Annotated in this window: 23 protein-coding genes; 9 read left to right on the forward strand and 14 right to left on the reverse strand. The window is 73.1% G+C overall.

Features of this window, described 5'->3' with window-relative positions; genetic code table 11:
* Positions 1-184 precede the first annotated feature (184 nt).
* The 5 genes from fabF to fasR form a co-directional block, all read right to left on the reverse strand.
* Complete coding sequence (gene fabF / locus GGE06_RS02870; protein ID WP_116161179.1) at positions 185-1447, reverse strand: beta-ketoacyl-ACP synthase II; 1263 nt, start codon at positions 1445-1447, stop codon at positions 185-187.
* 94 nt (positions 1448-1541) lie between these two features.
* Positions 1542-1790, reverse strand: a complete 249-nt coding sequence (locus GGE06_RS02875; RefSeq protein WP_116161180.1) for an acyl carrier protein — start codon at positions 1788-1790, stop codon at positions 1542-1544.
* Positions 1791-1846: 56 nt separating this feature from the next.
* A complete protein-coding gene (locus GGE06_RS02880; protein ID WP_116161181.1) occupies positions 1847-2878 on the reverse strand; it encodes a ketoacyl-ACP synthase III in 1032 nt (343 codons plus the stop codon).
* 18 nt (positions 2879-2896) lie between these two features.
* Complete coding sequence (locus GGE06_RS02885) at positions 2897-3838, reverse strand: ACP S-malonyltransferase (RefSeq protein WP_184929944.1); 942 nt, start codon at positions 3836-3838, stop codon at positions 2897-2899.
* A gap of 89 nt (positions 3839-3927) precedes the next feature.
* On the reverse strand, positions 3928-5109 hold the full coding sequence (fasR, locus tag GGE06_RS02890) for a fatty acid biosynthesis transcriptional regulator FasR (RefSeq protein ID WP_116161183.1): 1182 nt from the start codon (positions 5107-5109) through the stop codon (positions 3928-3930).
* 31 nt (positions 5110-5140) lie between these two features.
* Between fasR and GGE06_RS02895 the strand changes: the two genes are divergently transcribed.
* Positions 5141-5857, forward strand: coding sequence for a pirin family protein (locus GGE06_RS02895; protein WP_221517641.1), 717 nt, complete (start codon positions 5141-5143; stop codon positions 5855-5857).
* Positions 5858-5861: 4 nt separating this feature from the next.
* On the opposite strand, the gene GGE06_RS02900 is transcribed toward GGE06_RS02895, so the two are convergent.
* Positions 5862-7031 carry a L,D-transpeptidase gene (locus tag GGE06_RS02900; protein WP_184929946.1) on the reverse strand — a complete coding sequence of 390 codons (1170 nt, stop codon included), beginning with the start codon at positions 7029-7031 and terminating at the stop codon, positions 5862-5864.
* A gap of 208 nt (positions 7032-7239) precedes the next feature.
* Between GGE06_RS02900 and GGE06_RS02905 the strand changes: the two genes are divergently transcribed.
* Genes GGE06_RS02905 through GGE06_RS02925 form a run of 5 tightly spaced genes read left to right on the forward strand, consistent with a single transcriptional unit; the run spans position 7240 to position 12885 of the window.
* Complete coding sequence (locus tag GGE06_RS02905) at positions 7240-8427, forward strand: lipid II:glycine glycyltransferase FemX (RefSeq protein ID WP_116161185.1); 1188 nt, start codon at positions 7240-7242, stop codon at positions 8425-8427.
* A complete protein-coding gene (gene murJ, locus GGE06_RS02910) occupies positions 8424-10034 on the forward strand; it encodes a murein biosynthesis integral membrane protein MurJ (protein ID WP_116161186.1) in 1611 nt (536 codons plus the stop codon). The genes GGE06_RS02905 and murJ overlap by 4 nt, the downstream gene beginning before the upstream one ends.
* Positions 10035-10088: 54 nt before the next feature.
* On the forward strand, positions 10089-10772 hold the full coding sequence (locus tag GGE06_RS02915; RefSeq protein ID WP_116161187.1) for a response regulator: 684 nt from the start codon (positions 10089-10091) through the stop codon (positions 10770-10772).
* Positions 10773-10780: 8 nt separating this feature from the next.
* Positions 10781-12280 carry an ATP-binding protein gene (locus GGE06_RS02920; protein ID WP_312883013.1) on the forward strand — a complete coding sequence of 500 codons (1500 nt, stop codon included), beginning with the start codon at positions 10781-10783 and terminating at the stop codon, positions 12278-12280.
* Positions 12277-12885: a hypothetical protein gene (locus tag GGE06_RS02925; protein WP_116161188.1), complete on the forward strand. Its 609-nt coding sequence runs from the start codon at positions 12277-12279 to the stop codon at positions 12883-12885. Before GGE06_RS02920 ends, GGE06_RS02925 begins: the two co-directional genes overlap by 4 nt.
* Positions 12886-12891: 6 nt before the next feature.
* Here GGE06_RS02925 and GGE06_RS02930 read toward each other — a convergent pair whose 3' ends face one another.
* A complete protein-coding gene (locus GGE06_RS02930; protein WP_116161189.1) occupies positions 12892-13746 on the reverse strand; it encodes a serine hydrolase domain-containing protein in 855 nt (284 codons plus the stop codon).
* Between the two features lie 52 nt (positions 13747-13798).
* Here GGE06_RS02930 and GGE06_RS02935 point away from each other — a divergent pair, with 52 nt between their 5' ends.
* Together GGE06_RS02935 and GGE06_RS02940 are read left to right on the forward strand one after the other, a co-directional pair.
* Positions 13799-14218, forward strand: a complete 420-nt coding sequence (locus GGE06_RS02935) for a MerR family transcriptional regulator (protein ID WP_116161190.1) — start codon at positions 13799-13801, stop codon at positions 14216-14218.
* Positions 14215-15240: an aldo/keto reductase gene (locus GGE06_RS02940; protein WP_116161191.1), complete on the forward strand. Its 1026-nt coding sequence runs from the start codon at positions 14215-14217 to the stop codon at positions 15238-15240. Before GGE06_RS02935 ends, GGE06_RS02940 begins: the two co-directional genes overlap by 4 nt.
* Positions 15241-15245: 5 nt before the next feature.
* Here the strand turns inward: GGE06_RS02940 and GGE06_RS02945 are convergent, their stop codons facing one another.
* The 7 genes from GGE06_RS02945 to GGE06_RS02975 all read right to left on the reverse strand — a co-directional run bounded on the left by GGE06_RS02945 (position 15246) and on the right by GGE06_RS02975 (position 23069).
* The gene (locus tag GGE06_RS02945) at positions 15246-16442 is read right to left on the reverse strand and encodes an acyltransferase family protein (RefSeq protein WP_184929947.1); all 1197 of its coding nucleotides are present in this window, start codon (positions 16440-16442) and stop codon (positions 15246-15248) included.
* Complete coding sequence (locus tag GGE06_RS02950) at positions 16439-17419, reverse strand: alpha/beta hydrolase (protein ID WP_184929948.1); 981 nt, start codon at positions 17417-17419, stop codon at positions 16439-16441. Before GGE06_RS02950 ends, GGE06_RS02945 begins: the two co-directional genes overlap by 4 nt.
* A 157-nt stretch (positions 17420-17576) precedes the next feature.
* The gene (locus GGE06_RS02955) at positions 17577-18257 is read right to left on the reverse strand and encodes a response regulator (protein ID WP_184929949.1); all 681 of its coding nucleotides are present in this window, start codon (positions 18255-18257) and stop codon (positions 17577-17579) included.
* Positions 18254-19579 carry a sensor histidine kinase gene (locus GGE06_RS02960; RefSeq protein ID WP_116161195.1) on the reverse strand — a complete coding sequence of 442 codons (1326 nt, stop codon included), beginning with the start codon at positions 19577-19579 and terminating at the stop codon, positions 18254-18256. Before GGE06_RS02960 ends, GGE06_RS02955 begins: the two co-directional genes overlap by 4 nt.
* Positions 19580-19977: 398 nt before the next feature.
* Positions 19978-20898, reverse strand: coding sequence for a DUF4429 domain-containing protein (locus GGE06_RS02965; RefSeq protein ID WP_184929950.1), 921 nt, complete (start codon positions 20896-20898; stop codon positions 19978-19980).
* Positions 20899-20972: 74 nt separating this feature from the next.
* The gene (locus GGE06_RS02970) at positions 20973-22184 is read right to left on the reverse strand and encodes an alpha/beta hydrolase (RefSeq protein WP_116161198.1); all 1212 of its coding nucleotides are present in this window, start codon (positions 22182-22184) and stop codon (positions 20973-20975) included.
* A gap of 213 nt (positions 22185-22397) precedes the next feature.
* Entirely contained in the window at positions 22398-23069 is a 672-nt protein-coding gene (locus GGE06_RS02975) for a TetR family transcriptional regulator (protein ID WP_312883014.1), read from the reverse strand.
* 116 nt (positions 23070-23185) lie between these two features.
* Between GGE06_RS02975 and GGE06_RS02980 the strand changes: the two genes are divergently transcribed.
* Entirely contained in the window at positions 23186-24808 is a 1623-nt protein-coding gene (locus GGE06_RS02980) for an MFS transporter (RefSeq protein WP_184929951.1), read from the forward strand.
* Positions 24809-24943: the final 135 nt, after the last annotated feature.

A 24943-nucleotide genomic window follows, 5' to 3' on the forward strand; every position in this document is an offset into this window, starting at 1 on the left:
GGGATCAGACCGTGCGGAACGCCAGGACCACGTTGTGGCCGCCGAAGCCGAAGCTGTTGGCCTCTTCTTCGTGCGTCCCTCGCACCGCTTCGCGGGCTTCGGGGCGCTGCGCCGGACTCCGTCCGGCGGGTACGGCGGAGGCCCGCCCCCGTGCTGGGAGCGGGCCTTATCGCTCAAGCGGGCGTCAGACCGTACGGAACGCCAGGACCACGTTGTGGCCGCCGAAGCCGAAGCTGTTGTTGATCGCGGCGATCGTGCCCTGCGGGAGCTCGCGGGGCTCGTCGCGGACGATGTCCGCCTCGACGTCCGGGTCCAGGTCGTCGACGTTGATCGTCGGCGGGGCCAGACGGTGGTGGAGCGCCAGGACCGTCGCGACGGTCTCGATGCCGCCCGCGCCACCGAGGAGGTGACCGGTCATCGACTTCGTCGCGGAGATCGCGACGTGGTCCAGGTCGTCGCCCAGGACCTTCCGCAGCGCCTTGATCTCGGCGACGTCGCCCTGCGGCGTCGACGTGGCGTGCGCGTTGAGGTGGACGACCTCGGACGGCTTGAGGTCCGTCGAGTCCAGCAGGTTCTGCATCGCGGCGGCGATGCCCCGGCCGGTCGGCTCGGGCTGCGCGATGTGGTGGCTGTCGGCCGACAGGCCCTGGCCGAGCACCTCGCAGTAGATGCGCGCGCCGCGCGCCTTCGCGTGCTCCTCGGACTCCAGGATCACGACGCCGGCGCCCTCGCCGAGCACGAAGCCGTCGCGGCCGGTGTCGTAGGGACGCGAGGCCTTCGTCGGCTCGTCGTTGCTCTTGGACATCGCCATCATGTTGGCGAAGGCGGCGATCGGCAGCGGGTGGATCGCGGCCTCGGTACCGCCGGCGACGACCACGTCGGCACGGCCGGTACGGATCATCTCGACGGCGTAGCCGATCGCCTCGGCACCCGACGCGCACGCGGAGACGGGGGTGTGGACGCCCGCCCGGGCGTTCACCTCCAGGCCCACGTTCGCGGAGGGGCTGTTGGGCATGAGCATGGGCACGGTGTGCGGGGAGACGCGGCGGACGCCCTTCTCCTTCAGCACGTCGTACTGGTCGAGCAGCGTGGTGACACCGCCGATGCCGGAGGCGATGACGGAGCCGAGCCGCTCGGGCGCGATGCTCTCGTCCTCGCCGGCGGGCGCGGTGTAGCCCGCGTCGGCCCAGGCCTCACGGGCCGCGATCAGCGCGAACTGCGCCGAGCGGTCCAGCTTGCGGGCGAGCGGGCGGGGCAGGACGTCGCCGGGGTCGACCGCGGCGAGGGCCGCGATCTTGACGGGCAGTTCGGCGAAGCGCTCGCCCTCCAGGGGCTTGACGCCGGAGCGCCCCGCGAGAAGACCTTCCCAGGTCGACGCGGAGTCGCCACCCAGCGGTGTGGTTGCGCCGATACCGGTGACGACCACGGTGCGATTGGTCGAGCTCACAGGAATTCGTTCTCCATGTGTGTGATGGTCGGAATACGGCGCCACCGCCGGGTGGCGGACCGAGTCAGTGTGGACCGAGTCGGCAGGGGCCGAATCAGGCCTGGTGCTTCAGGATGTAGTCGGCAGCGTCGCCAACCGTCTTGAGGTTCTTGACGTCCTCGTCCGGGATCTTGACGTCGAAGCGCTCTTCGGCGGCGACGACGACCTCGACCATGGAGAGCGAGTCGACGTCCAGGTCGTCGGTGAAGGACTTGTCCAGCTGGACGTCCTCGACCGGGATGCCGGCGATCTCGTTGACGATCTCGGCGAGGCCTTCGACGATCTGTTCCTGGGTGGCGGCCATGGTGGCGCTCCTTCTTGTGTTTGCTTGAGGTACGGACTTCCGGAGAACCGGAGTGCCTAGGGGAGGGTAACGACCGTCGCGGCGAAGACGAGACCCGCCCCGAAGCCGATGATGAGCGCCGTGTCGCCGCTCTTCGCCTTCCCGGTCGCCAGGAGCCGCTCCATGGCGAGCGGAATCGAGGCGGCCGAGGTGTTGCCGGTGGTCTCCACGTCACGGGCGACCGTGACGTGCTCCGGCAGCTTCAGGGTCTTCACCATCGAGTCGATGATCCGCATGTTGGCCTGGTGCGGGATGAAGACGTCCAGGTCGTCCGCCGTGATGCCGGCGGCGTCCAGGGCCTGCTGGGCGACCTTCGCCATCTCGAAGACGGCCCAGCGGAAGACCGCCTGACCCTCCTGCGTGATGGCGGGGAACTTGATCTCGCCCTGCTCGTTGACGGGCAGCTTCGAGACGTCGCCGACCTGGAACTCGTTCCACGGGACGGTCTGCTTGATCGTCTCGGACTTGTCGCCCTCGGAACCCCAGACCGTGGGGCCGATGTGCGGCTCGTCGGAGGGGCCGACGACCACGGCGCCGGCGCCGTCGCCGAACAGGAAGGCCGTCGCGCGGTCCTCCAGATCCGTCAGGTCGCTGAGCCGCTCGACACCGATGACGAGCACGTACTCCGCGGAACCCTCGACGATCATGCCCTTGGCGAGCGTCAGGCCGTAGCCGAAGCCCGCGCAGCCGGCGGAGATGTCGAACGCGGCCGGCTTCCCGGCGCCGACCTTGTCGGCGATCTCGGTGGCGACGGCCGGGGTCTGCTTGAAGTGCGAGACCGTGGAGACGATCACGGCACCGATCTGCTCGGGGTTGATCCCGGCGTCGGCGATGGCCTTGCCCGAGGCCTCCACCGACATGGCGGCGACCGTCTCCTCCGGGGAGGCCCAGTGGCGGGTGGCGATGCCGGAGCGCGAGCGGATCCACTCGTCGGACGAGTCGATCTTCTCGAGGATCACCTCGTTCGGCACGACCCGAGTGGGGCGGTAGCCGCCGACACCGAGGATCCGCGCGTACGGGGCGCCCTTGCTGGGCTTGATCTTCGACATGTTTCTCGACACTCCTTGTCAGACGGCCGCGTGCTCGGCGATGAGCGTACGGGCCGCGTCGAGGTCGTCGGGAGTCTTGAGCGCGACCGTGGCCACGCCCGGCAGGGCCCGCTTGGCGATGCCGGTCAGGGTGCCGCCGGGGCACACCTCGATCAGCGCGGTCGCGCCGAGCTCCTGGAAGGTCTCCATGCACAGGTCCCAGCGGACCGGGTTCGCGACCTGGCCGACGAGACGGGCCACGACCTCGGCGCCGTCGGTGACGACCTGTCCGTCCTTGTTGGAGACGTAGCGCGTGACCGGGGCGGCCGGGGACAGCTCCTGCGCCGCCGCCTCCAGCTTCGCCACGGCCGGGGCCATGTGGTGCGTGTGGAACGCGCCCGCGACCTTGAGCGCGACGACCCGGCGGACGCCCTCGGGCTTGTCGGCCTCCAGGGCGGCCAGCTGCTCCAGCGTGCCGGCGGCCACGATCTGGCCGGCGCCGTTCACGTTGGCGGCCGTCAGGCCCAGCTTCTCCAGGTGGGGGACGGTGACCTCGGGGTCGCCGCCGAGCAGCGCCGACATGCCCGTCGCGGTGATCGCGGCGGCCTCGGCCATCGCGAGTCCACGGGTACGGACGAGGCGCAGCGCGGCGGTGTCGTCGAGGACGCCCGCGAACGCGGCGGCGGTGAACTCGCCGACGCTGTGTCCGGCGACGACGCCGGACGTCCCCGCCGCGTCAGCGGCTGATGTCCCAGTGCCGAGCGCGGCCGCGGACAGCAGGCCGGCGGCGACGAGGAGGGGCTGTGCCACGGCGGTGTCGCGGATCTCGTCCGCGTCAGCCTTCGTCCCGTAATGGGCGAGGTCGAGCCCGATGGCGTCGGACCAGGCCGCGATGCGGTCGGAGGCGCCGGGAAGTTCGAGCCAGGGGGTCAGGAAGCCGGGCGTCTGGGCGCCTTGGCCGGGAGCGACGAGTACGAGCACCCTCACACTCTCTCTTGGGGACGGCTTCGAGCGCCCGTGGGGACAAGGACGAAGAACCGTCGGGGGAATTGTTGGTGTTCGACAAAAGTCTAGGACTGCGGATCTCCGTCGGCCAAGCGTCCCAGGATCAGGGCGATCCGCAGCGTGAACGCGGAGCGAACATCGGAGGGTGACCAGCCGGTGACGTCGGTCACACGTCGAAGCCGGTAGCGCACGGTGTTCGGGTGGACGAAGAGCATCCGGGCCGCGCCTTCCAGGCTGCTCGCCTGCTCCAGATAGACACTGAGAGTTTCGAGCAGCGCAGACCCGGCCTCCTCCAGCGGTCTGTAGATCTCCTCCACCAACTGCTCGCGCGCCGAAGGGTCGGAGGCGATCGCGCGCTCCGGGAGGAGATCGTCCGCCAGGACCGGCCGGGGCGCGTCCTGCCACGCCGAGCAGGCCTTGAGTCCGGCGGCCGCCGCCTGCGCGGACCGGGTCGCGGCGAGCAGGTCGGGGACGACGGGCCCGGCGACGACGGGCCCGGCCGCGTACGGCCCGATCAGCGCCTTCGCGACGGCGAGCGGATTGTCGTTCCCGCCGGCGATGACGACGAGCCGGTCGCCGAGGACGCCGGTGAGGACCTGGAGCTTGGCGTGCCGGGCGGCGCGGCGGATCGCCTCCACGGTCAGCTCGCTGTCGCCGTCGGGGGCGGTGCCGAGGACGACGCACACGTGATCGGGCGAGCTCCAGCCGAGGGCTGCCGCGCGGGACACGGCGCCCTCGTCGGCCTCGCCCGACAGCACCGCGTTGACGACGAGCGATTCGAGCCGGGCGTCCCAGGCGCCCCGGGCCTCGGCGGCCTGGGCGTACACCTGGGCGGTGGCGAACGCGATCTCCCGCGCGTACACGAGCAGCGCCTCGCGGAGCACGGACTCGTCGCCGGGGGCGGCGACCTCCTCGATCGCCGACTCCATGACCTCGATGGTCGTCCGGACCATCTCCACGGTCTGGCGCAGGGTGATCGCGCGGGTCAGCTCGCGGGGCGCCGTGCCGAAGACGTCGGTGGAGATGGCCTGCGGGGTCTCCGGGTGCCGGAACCACTCCGTGAACGCGGCGATGCCGGCCTGGGCGACCAGGCCGATCCACGACCGGTTCTCGGGCGGCATCGCGCGGTACCACGGCAGCGTCTCGTCCATGCGGGCGATGGCGCCGGCGGCGAGCCGCCCGGACGACTGTTCGAGGCGCTTCAGGGTCGCGGCGTGCGGATGGGCGGCGTTCACGGGTTCAGGCACGGGGACAAGACTGCCTTATCGGGACGCCGGCATGCGGGGTCGGGGCGGTTTCGCCGGTGGCGAGGGCTACCGTGGCCCCGTGATACGCATCCAGCGCGCCGCCGAGCGGTACCCCGGGGGCGACCCGGAGGCCGGGATCCACACCCGGCACGCCCTGTCCTTCGGGCCGCACTACGACCCCGACAACCTCCGCTTCGGCGCGCTCCTCGCCGTCAACGAGGAGCGGCTCGCCCCGGGCGCCGGCTTCGACGAGCACCCCCACTCGCACACGGAGATCGTGACCTGGGTGGTGGAGGGCGAGCTGACCCACCACGACTCGACCGGGCACACGACGGTCGTCCGCGCCGGCGACCTCCAGCACCTCGGCTCGGCGGCCGGGGTCCGCCACGTCGAACACAACGACGCCGACGTCCCCCTCACCTTCGTCCAGATGTGGCTGGCCCCGCTGGCGCCGGGCGGGGCCCCCTCGTACGAGGTGGTGCGCGGCCTCGGCGCCCCGTACGCCCTCCCGGCGGCGGACGCGGTGCTGCACGTCGAGCGCCTGACCGCGGGGACCCGGACCGCGCTCCCGGCCGCCGACCACGTGTACGCGCACGTGGTGCGGGGCGCGGTGCGGCTCGACGGCGAGGAGCTCGGCCCCGGCGACGCGGCCCGGATCACCGACAGCGGGGGACCCGGACTGACCGCCACGACCGACGCGGAGGTCCTGGTCTGGGAGATGCGGGACTGGCGCAAGGCCCTGGGCTGACCTTTCAGGCGAGCGCGCTCTTCGCCTTCCACGCCGACCAGGACAGGTTCCACGCCCCGTAGCCGTTGCCCTCCGCCACCGTGCCCTTCGTCTCGCGGCCCTTGATCTCGAAGGGGTCGCCGACGTTCACCGAGGCGTAGAAGGAGGCGGCGTTCTCGTTGCTCATCCCGATGCAGCCGGAACTGTGGTTGGCCTTGCCGAAGTACGCCGCGTTCCACGGGGCCGCGTGCGCGTACATGCCCGACCAGGTCAGCCGCATCGAGTAGTCGACGTCCTTGTTGTAGGCGTCGCCGAGGCCCACCGTCTCGGAGTTCATGTTGATGGTGCCCTCCTTCGCCATGAGCACGGCCGTGCCCCGCCAGGACCGCTTGTCGCCGCCCGGGGTGCCGCCGGAGACCGGGATCGTACGGACCGTCCGGCCGTCCCGCTGCACCGTCAACCGGTGGCTGTCGAGGTCGACCTTGACGATCTGCGCGGCGCCGATGGTGAAGCCGGTGCGGTAGTCCCGTACGAACCAGCCGCCGCCCGAGTCCGTGCCGTCGAGGTCCGCTTCGAGGATGACCTTCGTGCCCGGCTTCCAGTACTCCCGGGGCCGCCAGTCGACCCGGTCCCGGCCCGAGTAGTCCTTGACCCAGCCCCAGGAGCCCTCGGTGCCGTTCGAGGTGGTGACCTTGAGCTGCTTCTCCACGTCCGCCTTCCGCGTCACGGGCAGGTCGAAGACGATGGACAGCGGCTGCGCGATGCCGACTGTGGTGTTCTTGCCGGGGGCGAGGGTCACCTTGTTGACCTTCCCGGGCTCCGGCGTGGAGAACGACGACCGCGCCGTCGACTCCTTGCCGTCGGCCGTACGGGACGTCACGTCGACCGTGTAGGAGGTGCCGGGCGCCGCCTTGCGGTCCGAGACCCAGCTCGTACCGCCCGCGCCCGTACGCCCCTTGAGGGTCCCGCCGTCGGCGTCCACGACCTTCACCGCCGTGAGCGTGCCGCCGGACGCGGTCACGGTGACCGGGCTGCCGGCCTCCTTCTTCGCGACCGTCACCTTCACCGGGTCGGCCGCCCCCGCCGGGGCCTGCGCCCCGGCGGGGCCGCTCGCCGCCTGGGCCGTACAGGCGGTGAGCGAGACGGCGAGCGCGACGGCCGCGAGAGCGGGACGGGGTGTACGTATCGGCAGCACGGAAGACCTCCGCAAAGGGGAAAGAAAGGTGGGATGTTCCGGACTGTAGGTCGCCCCGGGCCGCGCGTGGCCGCCGCAGGCCCATGTGACCGGGGCTGCGGCACAACGGTCATCGTCCGGTCACAATCACCGCGCGGATCCGTCGCATCCGGCTGTGAGCCTGCTGTGCGCCCCGACCACCGAGGGGCGGAACAAGGAGGCTCCCGTTGTGTCAGCGCTGCTCGTGACGGCCGCACCCACCGACCGCCGCGCCCCGGCAGGGCCGGTCAGGCTCGGGCCCGTGACCCCCGAGGCGTACCGCGCCTTCCTCGGTTCCCGTACCGGCGCGGACGGCCCCAGCTTCCTCCAACTCCCCTCCTGGGCCCAGGTGAAGGACGGCTGGAACCACCAACTCATCGGCTGGGGACGGGAGGGCGCCGAGCTCTCCGGCGTCGCGCTCGTCCTCCTCCGGCCCTTCCCCGGCACCCGCAAGTACTTCGCCTACCTGCCCGAAGGGCCCGTCGCCGACTGGGCCGACCCCGACCTGGACGGCTGGCTCGCCCCGCTCCTCGGCCACCTCCGCTCCCTCGGCGCGTTCGCCGTCCGCATGGGCCCCGGACCCGCCTACCGCCGGTGGAACGCCGCCACCGTCAAGGCCGCCACCGGGCCGGGACGCCGCCTCTCCGACGTCCTCGCCGACGAGGTCGACCCGCTGGGCACCGCCGTCGCCGAACGGCTCCGCGCCCGCGGCTGGCGCAAGTGCGGCGGCGACTCCGAGGACGGCGCGGACGCCCAGCCCCGGCACGTCTTCCAGGTCCCGCTCACCGGCCGCAGCACCGACGACCTGTGGACCGGCCTCAACCAGGAGTGGCGGCGCAACGTCCGCAAGGCGCGCAAGTCCGGCGTCGAGGTCGTCGTCGGATCCGCCGCCGACCTGCCCGAGTTCTACCGACTCCTCCGCATCACCGAGGAACGCGACGGATTCCGGCTCGGCCGCTCCCTCGCCTACTACGAGCGCCAGTACGCCGTCCTCAATGCCGAGCAGCCCGGCCGCATGAAGCTCTACCTCGCCCGCCACGAGGGCGAGATCCTCGCCGCGCACACCATGCTCGCCGTCGGCGGCCGCGTCTGGTACCAGACCGGCGCCTCCGCCGACCACCGCCGCGAGGTCCGGCCCTCCAACGCCCTCCAGTGGCGCATGATGCTCGACGCCCACGCCCTCGGCGCCGACGTCTACGACCTGCGCGGGGTACCCTCCACCCTCGATCCGGACGACCGCGCCCACGGGCTCCTGCGCTGGAAGCTCGGCACGGGCGGACAGGTCGTCGAGACGCTGGGGGAGTGGGAGATTCCGATGCAGGGCACGACCAACGGGGCGCTGTACCGCGCCTTCCACGCCTATCTGGCCCGCCGATGACGGCGACGCTCACCGCCGCACCGACCCAGCGGAAACCTTCCGCCATCCGCAGCGGCGCCCTGATGGCCGCCGGCTCGCTCGTCTCCCGCGCCACCGGCTTCGTACGGGCCGCCGTCGTCGCCGCCGCGCTCGGCGCGGGTTACGTCGCCGACGGGTACGCGGTCGGCAACTCCGTCCCCACCATCGTCTACATGCTGCTCCTCGGCGGCGCCCTCAACGCCGTCTTCGTCCCCGAACTGGTCAAGGCCGCCAAGGAACACGAGGACGGCGGCGTCGCCTACACCGACCGGCTCCTCACCCTCAGCGGCCTCGCCCTCGGCGTCCTCACGGCGGCCGCCGTGCTCGCCGCGCCGCTCATCGTCGACACGTACACCGACTACACGGGCGCGCAGCGGGAGATGACGATCGCCTTCGCGCGCGCGTGCCTGCCGCAGATCTTCTTCCTCGGCCTCTTCACCCTGCTCGGTCAGGTCCTCAACGCCCGCGGCCGGTTCGGCGCCATGATGTGGACCCCCGTCCTCAACAACGTCGTCGCCGTCACCGTCTTCGGCCTCTTCCTGGCCGTCAGCGACGGCGGGGAACTCACCCCCGGGGAGACCGCCCTCCTCGGCTGGGGCACCACCGCCGGCATCGCCGTCCAGGCCCTCGCCCTGCTGCCCTCGCTGCGCGCCGCCGGCTTCCGCTGGCGGCCCCGCTTCGACTGGCGCGGCAGCGGCCTCGCCGCCCCGCTGCGCTCGGCGGGCTGGCTCGTCCTGCTCGTCCTCACCAACCAGGGCGCGTACTGGGTGACCACGAAGCTCGCCACCTCGGCGGGCGCGGACCCGACGGTCAGCGGCGGAGGCCTCGCCGCCTACAACAACGCCTATCTCCTCTGGACCGTCCCGCACGGCATCATCACCGTCTCCCTCGTCACCGCCCTGGTGCCCCGGATGAGCGGCGCCGCCGCCGACGGCGACTTCGCCGGCGTCCGACGGGACGTCTCCTACGCCCTGCGCACCAGCGCGGCCGCCGTCGTCCCCGCCGCCTGCGCCCTCCTCGCCCTCGCCGTCCCCCTCATGGCGGTGGTCTTCGGGTACGGGGCGACCACCGGCGACGACGTCCGCGCGATGTCCTGGACGCTGATGGCCTTCGCGCCCGGCCTGGTAGCCCTCTCCGGCCAGTACGTGTGCACCCGCGCCTTCTACGCCCTGCGCGACACCCGCACCCCGTTCCTGCTGAACCTGACCATCGCCGGCCTGAACGCGGCCCTGTCCCTGGCCGCCTACCACTACCTCCCCACCCGCTGGGCGGTCACGGGCATGGCGGCGGCGTACTCGCTCGCGCTGTGGGCGGGCTGGGCGGTCACGGCGTACGGCCTGCGCCGACGTCTCGGAAGGGGGACGGGCGAGGCGGCCTCGTCCCTGACCCGGATGCTGATCGCCGCGGTACCGGCCGCGGGGTACGGGCTGTTCGCCGCCGACGGCGCGACGGCGGCCGGGCCGGTCGTCGCGGGCCTGGCGGGCGCCGCGACGATCCTCGCGGTCTTCGTCGCCCTGTCCCGCCCCCTGCGCCTCACGGAACTCCAGACCCTCCTCGCCTCCGCCGCGAAACGCCTCCGCCGCACCTGAACGAACGCAGCAGGCCCCCGCAGGGCCCGCCCCCGACCTTGGGATACTCCACACATGCCCCGCGTGCTGCTGATAGAAGACGACCCCTCCGTCCGCGAGGGCGTCGAGCTCGGCCTCCGCCGCCGCGGGCACGACGTCCGCACCGCCCCCACCGGCGAGGCGGGGCTCGCCGCGCTCGGCGAGTTCCGGCCCGACCTGCTGCTCCTCGACCTGATGCTGCCCGGCATGAACGGCGTCCAGGTCTGCCGCCGGGTCCGCGAGAGCAGCCAGCTCCCGATCATCATGCTGACCGCGCGGGGAGACGACTTCGACGTCGTCGTCGGCCTGGAGGCCGGCGCCGACGACTACATCGTCAAGCCCGCCCGCACCGAGGTCATCGAGGCCCGGATACGGGCCGTGCTGCGGCGCATCGAGGAGCCCGGCACCGGCCGGTCCGCCGTCGAGTTCCACGGGGAGCTCGCCATCGACCGCGCGGGCCTGACCGTCGCCAAGGCGGGCGAGCGCCTCGCCCTCGCCCCCTCCGAGCTGAAGCTCCTGCTGCACCTCACGGCCGCACCCGAGCAGGTCTTCAGCCGGCAGCAGCTCCTCGAACACGTCTGGGAGCACAGCTACCACGGGGACGCCCGGCTCGTGGACGCCTGCGTCCGCCGGCTGCGGAACAAGATCGAGGACACTCCGGGCGAACCCCGGTACATCCAGACCCTGCGGGGCTTCGGCTACCGCTTCGGCCCGCTGTGAAGGCCTGCGTGAGCCCGGAGCCGGGCACGGAGCCGGACGCCGGACCGCCGTCGAGGAGCCGCAGGGCCCGAGGCCCCCGCCTGCACCCCTTCGGCCTGCGCACCCGCCTCGTCCTCGCCTTCCTCCTCGTCGCGGCCGTCGGCTGCGGCACCACCGCCGCGCTCACCTACCGCGCCGCCCGCAACGCCATCCTGGAGCAGACCCAGGACACCGCCGTCTCCGCCTTCCGCGACCAGGTCGACCCGCTGGTCATCAGCCTGCCCGTCGACACCGACAACCTGCGGTCGGTGGTCCTCTCCATCGCCCGCCAGGGCAAGCCGCGCCCCTGGCGGGTCTACGCCGAGTACGGGACCGTCCGCGTCTCCTCCACCGACCGCCCCACCTCCTCCGTCATCACCCCCGAGCTGCGGGCCCGCGCGCAGGCCCGGCAGTCGACCCCGCACGGCAGCTTCCAGCGGGTCGTGAAGAACGGCACGCCGTACCTGACGATGGCCGTCCCCGCCGTGTTCCGCACCCACGTGACCGAGGGGACGGCCCAGCCCACCGGCCTCGTCTTCTACGCCGTCATGGAGCTCGACGACGAGGAGGCCAACATCGAGGCCATGGTGAGCGCCGCCCGCGACGGCGCCCTCCCGGCCCTCGCCGTGGCCCTGATCCCCGCGCTCATCGCCTCGCGCGGCGTGCTCCGCCCCGTACGCGAACTGCGGCACGCCGCCCACAGCATGGGCCGGGGCCGGCTCGACACCCGCATCCACGCGAAGGGCAGCGACGAACTCGCCGACCTCGCCCGCACGTTCAACGAGTCCGCCGCCGAGCTGGAACGTTCCGTCGCGGAACTCCGCAACGCCGAGGCCCGCGCCCGCCGCTTCGCCTCCGACGTCTCGCACGAGCTGCGCACCCCGCTCGCCGGGATGCTCGCGGTCACCGAGGTCCTCGACGAGGACGCCGGGAGCCTCGACAGCGACACCGCCCGCGCCGTCCGGCTCATCAGCGCCGAGACGGGGAAGCTCGCCGTGCTCGTCGAGGACCTGATGGAGATCTCCCGCTTCGACGCGCGGGCGGCCGAGCTCCACACCGACGAGGTCGACGCCGCCGACTGCGTCCGCAAGACCCTCCAGCACCGGCACTGGACGGACCCCGAGCAGGTCGTGCCGTACCTTGAGGAGGGGATCAGGGCGCGGCTCGACCCGCGCCGTTTCGACGTCGTCGTCGCCAACCTCGTCGGCAACGCGCTGCGGCACGGGGCGGCGCCGGTGACGGTCAGGCTGTACGCGGAGGGGGACGAGCTGGTGACGGAGGTCGCCGACCGGGGGCCGGGCATCCACCCGGACGTCCTGCCGCACGTCTTCGACCGCTTCTACAAGGCGGACCAGGCCAGGACCCGCTCGGCGGGCAGCGGCCTCGGCCTGGCGATCACCCTGGAGAACGTCCGCCTCCACGGCGGCACGGTCCTCGCCGCCAACCACCCGGCGGGCGGCGCGGTCTTCACCGTACGGATGCCGCTGTGAGGCGTGGGACGGCGGCCGTCGTCGCCTTGCTCGGCACCGTCCTGCTCGCCGCCTGCGGCATCCAGAAGAGCGACGTCGTCGAGGCGGGCGGCGCCGCGACCGTCGCCGTCGTCCCGGCGCCCGAGTTCCGCATGGTGCTGTACTTCCTCGGGCCCGGGGGCCGACCGACCCCGGTGGTCCGCGACGTCGCACCGCCGTTCCCCGACTCGACGTTCGCCGCGGGCGACTCCGAGTGGGCCCAGGACCTGAAGTCCAGGGGACTGGGCTCCGGGACCGGGCACGGCACCCCCGGCGCCCGGATCACCACCGACAAGGTGCTCGCCGCGCTGATCGCGGGCCCGGCAGTCGCCGACACCGCGGCGGGCCTGACCACGGACCTGCCCGCGCCCCCGGAGGCGCCGCACGCCGAGGTGCTCAAGGGCCTGACCCCGGAGGGCCGTCACAGCGTCCGGCTCCGGCTGCCGTTCCCCGTCGGGGACCTGTCGGACGCGGCCGTCCAGCAGCTGGTCTGCACGACCGCGTACGCCCAGGACGGCGGAGGCAGGGTAGACGTGAGCCTCATGGGCACCGACGGCCCGCTCCCGGCGACCCGCTGCGACACCTAGCGAACGTCAGCGCGCCCGCAGGTCCGCGAGCACCGCGTCCGTGAACGGCGGCCACGCCTCCACCGCCCACGCCCCGAAGGGCCGGTCGGTCAGGGCCACGCACGCCGCCCCTGTGCTGTTCCCGCCCGCCCACCCGGCGTCCGGATCGATCCACAGGAAGGTGCCGGCCTGCCCGAAGTGCCCGAAGGTGCGCGGCGAGGAGCTCGCGCCCGTCCAGTGCGGGGACTTGCCGTCGCGGATCTCGAAGCCGAGCCCCCAGTCGTTCGGCTTCTGGTGCCCGTAGCCGGGCAGGATGCCGGTCAGACCGGGGTACGTGACGGTCATCGCGTCCAGGACGGTCCGCGCGTCGAGCAGCCGCGGCGCCTGCACCTCGGCGGCGAACCGCACGAGGTCGTCGACGGTCGACACGCCGTCCTTCGCGGGCGAGCCCTCCAGGGTCGTCGACGCCATGCCGAGGGGCTCCAGGACCGCCTGGTGCAGGTACTCGGCGAAGGGGATGTCGGTCGCCTTGGCGACGTGGTCGCCGAGGGCCTCGAAGCCGGTGTTGGAGTAGATCCGGCGGGTGCCCGGCGCGGCCATGACCCGGTTCTCGTCGAAGGCGAGCCCCGAGGTGTGGGCGAGGAGGTGGCGGACGGTCGAGCCCTCGGGCCCGGCCGGCTCGTCGAGGTCGATCGCCCCCTCCTCGTACGCGACGAGCACGGCGTACGCCGCGAGCGGCTTGGTGACGGAGGCGAGCGGGAAGCGCTGCCCGGTGGGGCCGTGGGACCCGGCCAGGGTGCCGTCCGCGCGGACGACGGCGGCGGCCGCGGTGGGGACGGGCCAGTTCTCGATCGACGCCAGGCTCGGCAAGCTGCTGTGCATGGACCCGAGCCTACTTGCTTCGAGTGCACTCGAACGTTTTAGCGTGGGGCCCATGAGCGTGACCGAGAGCATCGCGAGCACGACAGGACTTACGGGGAAGGACCGTTACACCATCAGCGAGGTGGCCGCCCTGACCGGACTCACCGCGCACACCCTGCGCTGGTACGAGCGGATCGGACTGCTGCCGCAGGTCGACCGATCGCACACGGGACAGCGCCGCTTCACCGAGCGGGACCTGCACTGGCTGACCTTCGTCGGCAAGCTGCGGCTGACCGGGATGCCGGTCGCCGACATGGTCAGGTACGCCGAGCTGATGCGCGAGGGCGACCACACCCGGGACGAGCGGCGGGAGCTCCTGGAGGCCACCCGGCGCGACGTCCTCACCCGCATCACCGAGCTCCAGGACACGCTCGCCGTGCTCGACATCAAGATCGGCCATTACGGGACCGCAAGCGGAGGAACATCTTCATGACCAGCGTGACCAGGATCGACAGCGTGCGTCTCGGCGGCCAGGACGGACCGGAGGTCGGCGTCCAGGGCTTCGGAGCCATGGGCATCAGCGAGTTCTACGGCGACACCGACGAGGCCGCCGCCCGCGACACCCTCGACGCGGCCCTGGAGGCCGGCGTCACCCTGATCGACACGGCCGACATCTACGGCAGCGGCGCCAACGAGGAGTTCCTCGCCCCGTTCCTCGCCGCCCACCGCGACGAGGTCACCCTCGCCACCAAGTTCGCCATAGAGCGCCGCGCCGACGACCCCACGTACCGCGGCGTCCGCAACGACCCGGCGTACGTCAAGAAGGCCGCCGAGGACAGCCTGCGCCGCCTCGGCATCGAGACCATCGACCTCTACTACATGCACCGCCGCGACCCGGAGGTCCCCTTCGCCGAGTCCGTCGGCGCCATGGCCGAGCTGGTCCAGGAGGGCAAGGTCCGCTTCCTGGGCCTGAGCGAGGTCACCGGGCCCGAACTGCGCGAGGCGCACGCCGTGCACCCGATCACCGCCCTCCAGTCGGAGTGGTCGCTCTTCTCCCGGGACGTCGAGCGCAGCGCCGTCGGCGCCGCCGCCGAGCTCGGCGTGACCTTCGTGCCGTACTCGCCGCTCGGCCGGGGCTTCCTGACCGGGGCGTTCGCCGACGCCGGCAAGGAGCTGCCGGGCGGCGACTTCCGCCAGTACCAGCCCCGGTTCACCGGCGAGAACGCCGAGCGGAACGCCGCCCTCCTCGACCCGGTCCGGAAGATCGCCGCCGCCCACGGCGCGACCCCGGCCCAGATCGCCCTCGCCTGGGTGCAGCAGCGCGCCGCCGTGCACGGCCTGACGGTCGTCCCCATCCCCGGCACCCGCAAGCGCTCCCGCCTCCTGGAGAACGCCGCCGCCACCCGCATCACCCTCACCGCCGCCGAACTCGCCGAACTGGAGCCGATCGCCGGCCTGGTGGCGGGCGACCGCTACCCGGACATGCGCTTCACGTCGGTGGGCCGCGAGGTCTGAGCGACTCACGCGAGCCCCAGGGCGAAGACCGCGAAACCCGCCGCGAAGACACCCGCCAGGGCGCGGCGGGCCGGGCCGGTCTTCGCCCACGGGGACTCGAAGACGCGCGCGTACCGGCCGATCAGGACGAGCAGGCCGGCGAAGACCGGCATCCAGGCCAGACGGGCGAGGATCCAGCCGACCGAGTCCGGCGCGCCCACCAGACCCGCGACCTCGCCGACGTACGAGGCGGGGATCGCGGCGGTCAGCATCGCCGTCTGGTGCCAGCACAGGATCGTCATCGCGGACAGGTTGACCACGACGACCGGCGCCCACAGCGCGGGCCGCCTCAGGAGCGCGCCGAGCCGGTCCCGGAGCAGGATCGCCGCACCGCTCTGCGCGGCGGCGAGGGCGAGGACCAGCAGCGACGGCGGGTGCGAGTTGGTGCGGGCCTCGCCGGGGACGCCGACCATCGACGCCGGGTAGCCGAAGACCAGCAGGAGCACGGCGAACAGCGCTGCGCCGCCGAGCAGCAGCCCCCACGCGTGGCGCCGGCCGACCCGGCCCTCGCCCCACGAGACGCCGAGCTGATACGCGAACAGCCAGCCGGGCAGGATGTTCAGGAGGCTCAGCCAGGACGGCACGGCGTCGGCGTACGGCCCGTACCGCAGGAAGTCGACGACGGCGACCGAGCCGAGCAGCGGCGCCGCGGCCCAGACCCCGAGGCGGCGGGCCGCCCGCACGCACAGCGGGGTCAGCGCGGTGACCACCGTGTACACCCCGACGAACCACAGTGGCTGGATCACCAGCGTGGACGCCGTCCGCAGCGTGTCCACGGGCACCCCGAGACCGAAGTGCAGCACGGGCAGCAGCGCCGCCCACACGGCGGTGACCCCGAGCACCGGACGCCCGAGCCGGGCGAGCCGGCCGCCGAGCCACGCGCGCGTGGAGCCCGTGTGACGCCGGTACGAGAGGACCGACGCGTACCCGCCGACGAGGAAGAAGATCCCCAGCATCTGCAGGACCCAGCTGACCGGCGCGAGACCGGAGAAGGTGCCGAGCGGGCTCGCGTTGTGGATCGCGCCGTCGGAGGAGAGCGTGAAGCCGCCGAGCAGCCAGTGCCCGGTCGGCACGGCGAGCAGGGCGAGGGCGCGGAGCCCGTCGATCGCCCGGTCGCGGTGGGCGGGCGTGGAGGCCTCGATCTTCCGGACCAGGGTCTTCATCGGACGTCCCCCTCGGCGATCGCGGCGAACGTACGGAGGGAGGAGGTGCCGGGCGCGAAGTAGCCGCCGTGCCCGCTGGCGTCCTCGGCCGGGATCCGGCGCGCCCCGAAGGCCGGGTCGGTGGGGTCGGCGCCGTGCCCGAGGCCGCCGAACTCGACGTTCGGCACCCGGTCGATCCAGTCCGTGGGATCCTTCGCCGCCCAGACGCGGGCGGAGGTCCCCAGCTCGGAGACGTTCTCGGCACGCATCCCGGGGGAGCCGAAGACCACCAGGTCCTTGGCCTTCAGGTCGTGGGCGGCGAGGCCGCAGACCACCGAGCCGTAGCTGTGGCAGAAGAGGGACGGCTCGGCCGCGCCCACGGCCGCGAGCCCGTCCGTGAACCGGGTCAGCCGGTCCGCCCCCGCCTCGGCGAGCCGGCCGGTGGCCGCGTCCAGGCCGACGCCGACCGGGGTGGTGTACCCGGCCCAGGCGATCACGGCCGTACGCCCGCCGGTCGCCCGGCGCAGCTCGCTCGCCATGTCGGCGAGCGGCTTCACGTGGTCCGCGTCGACGTCGGAGCCGGGCACGATCACGGCCACGTGCTCGGCCCGCGCCAGGTCCCCGTAGACCAGGGCCACCTGCCCCCGGCCGCGCGGATCGTGGGCCAGGACCCGGGCCCCGCCGAACTCCCCGCGCGTGGAGCGGGCGTTGGCCTCGTACCGCAGCTCCAGGGGCGCCCCGTCGAGGTTCCCGACGACCGTCGGGTGCGTCCGGGCCAGCTCTTCCCGTCGTACGGGACTCAGCCCGGCGAAGAACCGCGCGACCTCGGCCGGCCCCATCCGCTCCGGGTCGGGCAGCCCCGCGGCCCGCCACCCCGCAGTCCCGACCGGGACCCCGGTCACGGCCTCCTGGGTGCTCCCGGACGCCCAGCCGGCCGTCCCGGCGATCACGCCGGTCACCGCCGCGGCGGTGATCAGGGTCCTCGTGAAGCGGCGCATCGGCCCGCCCTCCCTCGCTCGTGTCGTTGGCGAGAGGAAGGTAGGAAGACGAGGGGCGGCGGGACGTCACACCGAGGAGCCAACTCCCGTCTGATACCGGGGTAGGGGGTGGAGGAGCAGCCAACACCAGGGGAGGGGTGGGGTTTTCCCCCGGGTGTCAGCTGGTGCCGGGGGTCACCAGGCCCGACTCGTAGGCGAAGACGACCGCCTGCGCCCGGTCGCGCAGGTCCAGCTTGGCGAGGACGCGGCCGATGTGGGTCTTCACCGTCTGCTCGGCGAGGACCAGGCTCTCCGCGATCTCCTGGTTGGACAGGCCGCGGGCGATCAGTTCGAGGACCTCCGTCTCGCGCGGGGTGAGTCCGTTCAGGCGCAGCGCCGTGGCGTCCCGGCGGGGCGCGGGGCGCGAGGCCGCGAAGTCGGCGATGAGGCGGCGGGTCACGGACGGCGCGAGGAGGGCCTCGCCGGCCGCCACCACCCGTACGGCCGCGATGAGATCGGCCGGCGGCGCGTCCTTGAGGAGGAAGCCCGACGCGCCCGCGCGCAGCGCCTCGTACACGTAGTCGTCGACGTCGAAGGTGGTCAGCATCAGCACCTTCGGCCGGTGCGTGACGCCGACGGGCGGGTGCAGGATCTCCCGGGCGGCGGCGAGCCCGTCCAGCTCCGGCATCCGCACGTCCATGAGGACCACGTCCGGGTGCGCCGAGCGCGCCACCTCCACGCCCTGTCGTCCGTCCGGTGCCTCGCCGACCACGTCGATGTCGGGCTGCGCGGAGAGCAGCGCGGCGAAACCGGCCCGCACCATGGCCTGGTCGTCGACGATGATCACGCGGATGGTCACTCGGTGTCCTTCGTACGCAGGGGAAGCCTGGCCGCGACCCGGAAGCCGCCGTCCGGCAGCGGCCCGGTGTCCAGCGAGCCGCCGGTCAACCGTACGCGCTCCCGCATGCCGACGAGCCCGTGCCCGGTGCCGGGAACGCCGCGCTCGACGGAGGAACGCTCCTCCAGGGACGGCCCGTTGACGACGAGGACCGTCAGCCACCCGTCCTCGGCCCGGACCGACACGCGGGTCGAGGCCCCGGGCGCGTGGCGCACGACGTTGGCCAGGGCCTCCTGCACGATCCGGTACGCGGACAGGTCCACCGCCTGCGGCACCTCGCCGAGGTCGGCGGCGAGCCGCAGCTCGGCCGGCACGCCCGCGCGTACGGTCGCCTCGACGAGCTGCTGGACCCGGTCGAGGCCCGGCTGCGGGGCCCGCTCGCCCTCGCTGCCGTCGCTGCGGAGGACGGAGAGCAGCCGGCGCATCTCGGCCAGCGACTCGCGCGCGCTCGCCGCGATCGAGGTGAACTCCTCGCGGGCCGCGTCGGGGAGTTCGGGGATGCGGTACGGGGCCGAGTCCGCCTGCACGGTGATCACGGACATGTGGTGGGCGACGACGTCGTGCAGCTCGCGCGCGATCCTGGCCCGCTCCTCGAGGAGGGTCCGGTGTGCCCGCTCGGCCTCGCTGATGGTCTCCTGCTCGGCGAGGCGGCGCTGGGCGTCACCGCGGGCGCGGACCGCCGAGGTGAGGAGCAGCAGCACACCGCTGAGCACGAGCAGGAGGGTGTGGATGCTGGTGAACCCGGCGGGCCGGAAGGCCTCCAGGACGTAACCGGCCACGCCGGTCGCCAGCCACACCCCGAACAGCGCCCGACGGGACTCGCGAAGCCCGAGCGCGACCATGAGGGCGCAGTAGCCGACGAGGACGGGCGGGGGCCAGGGCCAGTACTCCGCGCGGGTCCCGTCCCCCGAGAGCAGCACGAGCGCGCCGAGCACGTCGGCGGCGAACACGATCCACCAGGCCTGGAGGGGCCGGGCGACGGCGAGCAGCAGCGGCAGCGTCTGCGCGGTGCCGACGGCCCCGGCGAGGGCGCCGTTGACGCCGTAGTCGTTGATGAGCAGGACGATCGTGGAGGGCAGGAGCGCGCCGACGAACGCGAAGGCGACGGCGTACGGCAACAGCCGCACCCACCGCTTCGCGGCCCCCGCGAGCAACGGCGCCCCCGGCGTGGCGGGCGTGGTGAGCGCGACCCCCACCCCCTGAAACGCCTCACGCACCCGCGCGAAGCGACGAACGACGGGGGGATGAACGATGGACGGCTCGTGCCGCGATGCGATACCCATGACGCCCCCCAGCCTAGGCAGCGCCTTTACACCGGGGCGTCATACCGAGGGGCTGATACCGGGGTATGACACCCCCGTTGTGGGCATGCGTTCCGCCGGGGCGGTGCCCACCCCCGTTGTGGGCGGCGCTTCCGCGCCCCGTTGTGGGCAATCGTTCCGCTGGGGCGAGGGGGGTCCCCCCTGCTCGAGCGAAGCCGAGAGCTTGGGGGAGGGTGGGCACAACGGACCCGCGCTTTGCCGGCGCCAGAGGCTCCCGAGCCTGAACCCGCACCGCGAGTGACGGCGCACAACGGGGTGCGGGCCAGGGCGCGGGACGCGGAGGCGCCGCTAGGGGCCCGGCACGCGCAGGGGCACCGCCCGGCGAAGGCGCGGCCCCGCACCGCGAGTGACCCGCACCCTCAAAGCTCCGCCAGGAGCTCCGCCTTCTTCGCCGAGAACTCCGCATCCGTGACCAGCCCCGCCCGATGCAGCTCCCCCAGGTGCCGAATCCTTTCAGCCACCGCCCCCGGATCCCGCCTCTCCGCACCCCGCACCCCCGCGGGCACGGGCGCGCGGTCCCTGCCCCGTACCGCCGCGAGGACCGCCGCCGCGAACGTGAGGGACTCGTACACCGGCCCGTACCGGCCGAAGACGACGCACGCCGGGTCCTCGTCGGGCTGGAAGTCCCGGGACCCGCCGCCCCGCGGCACGAGCCGCAGGTACCCGTCGACGCCGTCCGGCGAGCGCCACTCGACCCCGCAGAGGTCCCGTACGGGAAAGACCTGGTCGCCGGCCTTCCACTTCTCGGAGGACGCCCCCGTCCAGGACCAGCGGAAGGCGACCTCGGAGGTCCCGTCGAAGCTGGCCCTCCCGTCGTACGCCTTGAAGGACTGCGGCCCGGGCGGCGGCGCCACCAGGAACCGCTCGGCGGGCGCGAAGCCCCCCGAGCTCCCGTCGTCCGCCCCGTCCGCCCCGTACCCGGAGGCCCCCGCGGCCCCCGGGCGCGACGCGAGGAGCGCCCGCAGCTCGTCCCGGTACTGCTCGGCGAGCGTCTCGCGTTCCGCCGGGAGCACCAGGCGGTACGGATCGCTGCCCTCCTTGAGCTGCCCCGCGGCCGCCTCCATCAGCGGATCGGCGCCCGGCCTCGGCACGGCGTGCAGCACGACGGTGCCCCGCTTGCCGGGCGTGAGCGTCACCGACGCCAGCGCCTCGTGCGGTACGCGTCTCTCACGCAGCGCGCTGAACAGCTTCGGCGTGCGGATCCCCCGGTCGAAGCGGATGACGAGGGCGTCGCTCTCGAGCTCCCAGGTGGCATGAATTCCGGCCAGCACATCACCCATGCGCCTCATCGTAAGCGGCGTGTGCCCTTGCGTCGCCCCTGTGAAAGGTCCCGAAATTACGTGATCTACGCGCGTCAGGGCCCTTCCGTGCCGGATATTCCGTCGTGGCAAGCGCTGTCGGCACGTGCGCAGACCAGTCGCGGGTAGGCCCCGACGCCTATCGCGGCGAAGTTGCCGAGGCTCTGCGTACCCGGCGCGAAATAGCCGCTGTGGCCGAGCGCCCCGCGCGCGGAGAGCAGTCTCGCGCCGAACTCGGGCGCGACCGGGTCCGCGCCGTGCCCGACCCCGCCGACCTCCAGGTGCGGCACGTCCGCTATCCAGTCGTCGGCGTCCCGCATGGCCCACACGCGCGCGTGGCTGTCGAGGTCGGCGGCCCGATCGACCCGCATGCCGGGGCTTCCGGCCACGGCGAGGTCGGTCACCCGGGCGGGCAGCCGGGGCGCGGCGACCCCGCAGAGCACGGAGCCGTAGCTGTGGCAGAAGAGCGCCACGCGCGCGCGTGGGGGCAGCGAATCGGTGAGCCCTATCAGGCGTACGGCGCCCTCCGCGGCCAGCCGGCCGGTCACCGCGTCGACGCCGATCCCGACGGGCGCGGTGTAGTCGGCCCAGGCGATCACCGCCACGCGCGCGCGTGGCGAGGTCCGCCGCTCGGCCGCGTAGAGGGCCTCGGCCATGCCGGCGGGGGCGCCGTACCGGCCGTTGGTCTTCTGGAAGGTGAGCAGGTTGGTGTCGACGCCGGGCACGATCACCGAGACGCGCCGGGCGTGCTCCAGGTCCCCGAGGACCTCGGCGGCCCGCCCCGAACCGGTCGGGTCGAAGGCGAGGACCTGCCGGCCGGGCCGCATCAGGGAGGCGAAGCGGTCGACGCGCCGCCGGGCCTCGTGCCGGCCCTCGGGGGAGAGCCTGGCGTCGTCGACCCTGCCCCGCTCGGCGGCGTACGCGTGCGCGAGGGTGAACCGGTTGGCGCGGTAGCGCAGGGAGACCGGGGCGCCGTTGAGGTTGCCGACGACGAGCGGGTGCCGGGCGGCGAGCCGTGCGCCGCCCGCCGGGCCGAGCCGGGCGAAGAACGCGGCGATGGTACGGGCCGGGGCGTCCGGGTCGGGCAGCGGGCGGTGGTCGATCCGGTCCTTCGCCCAGGCGGCGAGCGCGGACTCGCGGGAGGGCCACGGCTCGGGCCGGTGGCGGATGGTGGTCCACCCGGTGATCGAGAGGAGCACGAACACGACGGCGAGCGCGAGGAGCGCGCGCGTGGCGACGAAGGCGGGCGAGGCGTCGACGGAGGTCACGGGCGGCCACCCTACGGGGCCCGGCGCACTGCTCTCGACCAGGTGGGCCCCGTACCCGGGGTACGAGCGTCGCCTCCGCAGGCCTCGCCTGGGTCGGCCCGGCCTCCGTCGGCCCGGCTTCCGTAGGCCTCGCCTCGGTCGGCCCCGCTTCCGCTGGTCCCGCCTCGGTCGGCCCCGCTTCCGCCGGCCTCGCCTCGGTCGGTCCCGCCTCCGTCAGTCCCGCCAGCGCGGCGCGAGCGCGGGGCCGAGTTGGTCGAGGTACTGCTCGGTGAGCGCGCGGATGGCCTCCAGGCTGCCGTCCGTACCCCGGCCCCACATCTGCCCGGTCACCCGCATCACCCCGCTGAACGCGGCCACCGCGATCCGGGGGCGCGGGTCCTCGTCGACGTCGAGGCCCTCGCGCGCGGCGATGATCCGGGCGATGGTCTCCTCCATCTCGGTGGAGCGGCGCAGATGGACGGCGAGCAGCGCGGGCGTCGACTCGATCATGCGGTACGTGCGCAGGTGCAGGTCGACGGGGATGACCTCTTCGATCGCCTCGCCGATGGTGTCCCAGGCGCTCAGGACGGCGTTGCGCATCGCGTCGATCGGGGCCTCGTCCGGGGGCCGCTGCCCGAGGGCGTGCACGAAACGCTCCTCGGTCATCTGCTGGACGGCGAAGACGGCCTCCTCCTTGGAGGAGAAGTACCGGAAGAAGGTGCGCTGGGAGACCTCCACGGCGTCGACGATCTCGTCGACGGTGGTCGCCTCGTAACCGTGGCGGGTGAAGAGCTCCAGGGCGACCCGGATCAGCGCGTCGCGCGTGCGCTGCTTCTTCCGCTCGCGCAGTCCGGGCACGGGCGCAGGCACGGGCGCAGGCACGGGCGCGGACACGGGCACGGTCACGTCGGGGTCCTCTTTTCCGGCATTTCGTCCTGCTCAGCGTACCTGTGAGCTACGTGACAGTTACCGACGCATGAATCGCTTTGTCAATTGTCAGTCGCTGTCATTAGCCTCGTTCCATGACTAGTCAGACCACCGTGGAAAAGGCCCCGCAGGGTCAGGGGGACACCCGGGAACCCGTACCGGTCCCGGCGAAGGGACTGCGCGGCCACCCGTGGCTGACCCTCTTCGGCGTCGCAGTGGGCGTGATGATGGTCGCGCTCGACGGCACGATCGTCGCCATCGCCAACCCCGCCATCAAGGACGACCTCGGCGCCACCCTCGCCCAGGTCCAGTGGATCACCAACGGCTACCTGCTCGCGCTCGCCGTCGCCCTGATCACCGCCGGCAAGCTCGGCGACCGCTTCGGCCACCGGCAGACCTTCCTCATCGGCATCGCGGGCTTCGCCGGTGCCTCCGGCGCGATCGGCCTGTCGCACTCCATCGGCGCCGTGATCGCGTTCCGCGTCCTGCAGGGCCTCTTCGGCGCCCTGCTGATGCCGGCCGCGCTCGGCCTGCTGCGCGCCACCTTCCCCGCCGAGAAGCTGAACATGGCGATCGGCATCTGGGGCATGGTCATCGGCGCGTCCACGGCCGGCGGCCCGATCCTCGGCGGCTTCCTCGTGGAGCACGTCAGCTGGCAGTCCGTCTTCTTCATCAACGTGCCGGTGGGCGTCGTCGCGCTCGTCCTCGGCCTGCTCATCCTCAAGGACCACCGCGCCGAGAACGCGCCGCGCTCCTTCGACCTCCTCGGCATCCTGCTGCTCTCCGGCGCCATGGCCTCCCTCGTCTGGAGCCTCATCAAGGCCGGCGAGTCCTGGGGCTGGTCCAGCGGCAAGACCTGGGGCTGCCTGATCGGCGCGCTGTTCCTGTTCGCGGTCTTCGCCTTCTGGGAGACCAAGGTCAAGGAGCCGCTGATCCCGCTGGCCATGTTCCGTTCCGTGCCGCTCTCGGCCGGCGTGGTCCTCATGGTCCTGATGGCCTTCGCCTTCATGGGCGGCCTCTTCTTCGTGACCTTCTACCTCCAGGGCGTGAAGGGGCTCGGCCCGGTCGACGCCGGTCTGCGCCTGCTGCCGCTGACCGCGATGATGATCGTCTCCTCGCCGCTGGCCGGCGCGCTGATCACCAAGTTCGGGCCGCGCGTGCCGCTCGTCGGCGGCATGGTCTGCACGGCCGTCGCGATGTTCGGCATGATCACGCTCACCAGCGGCACCAGCACGCTCACCATGTCCCTCTGGTTCGCCCTTCTCGGCCTGGGCCTCGCCCCGGTCATGGTCGGCGCGACCGAGGTCATCGTCGGCAACGCGCCCCTTGAGCTGTCCGGCGTGGCCGGCGGTCTGCAGCAGGCCGCCATGCAGGTCGGCGGCGCGCTCGGCACGGCGGTGCTCGGCGCCGTCATGTCCTCGAAGGTCGCCGACTCCTTCGCGGGGAACTGGAAGGAGGCCGGCATCCCGGTCCCGGCCGACCCGCGCCTCGAGCAGGCCGCCGAGTTCGGCATGGCGCCGCCGGAGCTGGCCCACGCGCCGGGGATGACCCCCGGTCTCTTCCAGCAGATCACCGGGGTCATCCACGACACCTTCCTCGACGGCATGGGCCTGGCCTTCACCGTCGCCGGCGGCGTCGCGGTCGTCGCCGCCCTGGTCGCCACGCTCACCAAGCGCGGTGAGAACGCGGAGGCCGGAGGCATGGGCGGCCACATCTGACAGATCGCCCGTCAGGGCCGTCAGGGCCGTCAGGGTTCCCGTAGGGGGCCGTCACCCGTTCGCATGAACGGGGGCGGCCCCTCTTCCCTTGCCGGGAGCCCTCCGCCATTCTCGTGATTACAGAGAGTGACGAAA

This window comes from Streptomyces nymphaeiformis (assembly GCF_014203895.1).
Lineage (GTDB): Bacteria > Actinomycetota > Actinomycetes > Streptomycetales > Streptomycetaceae > Streptomyces > Streptomyces nymphaeiformis.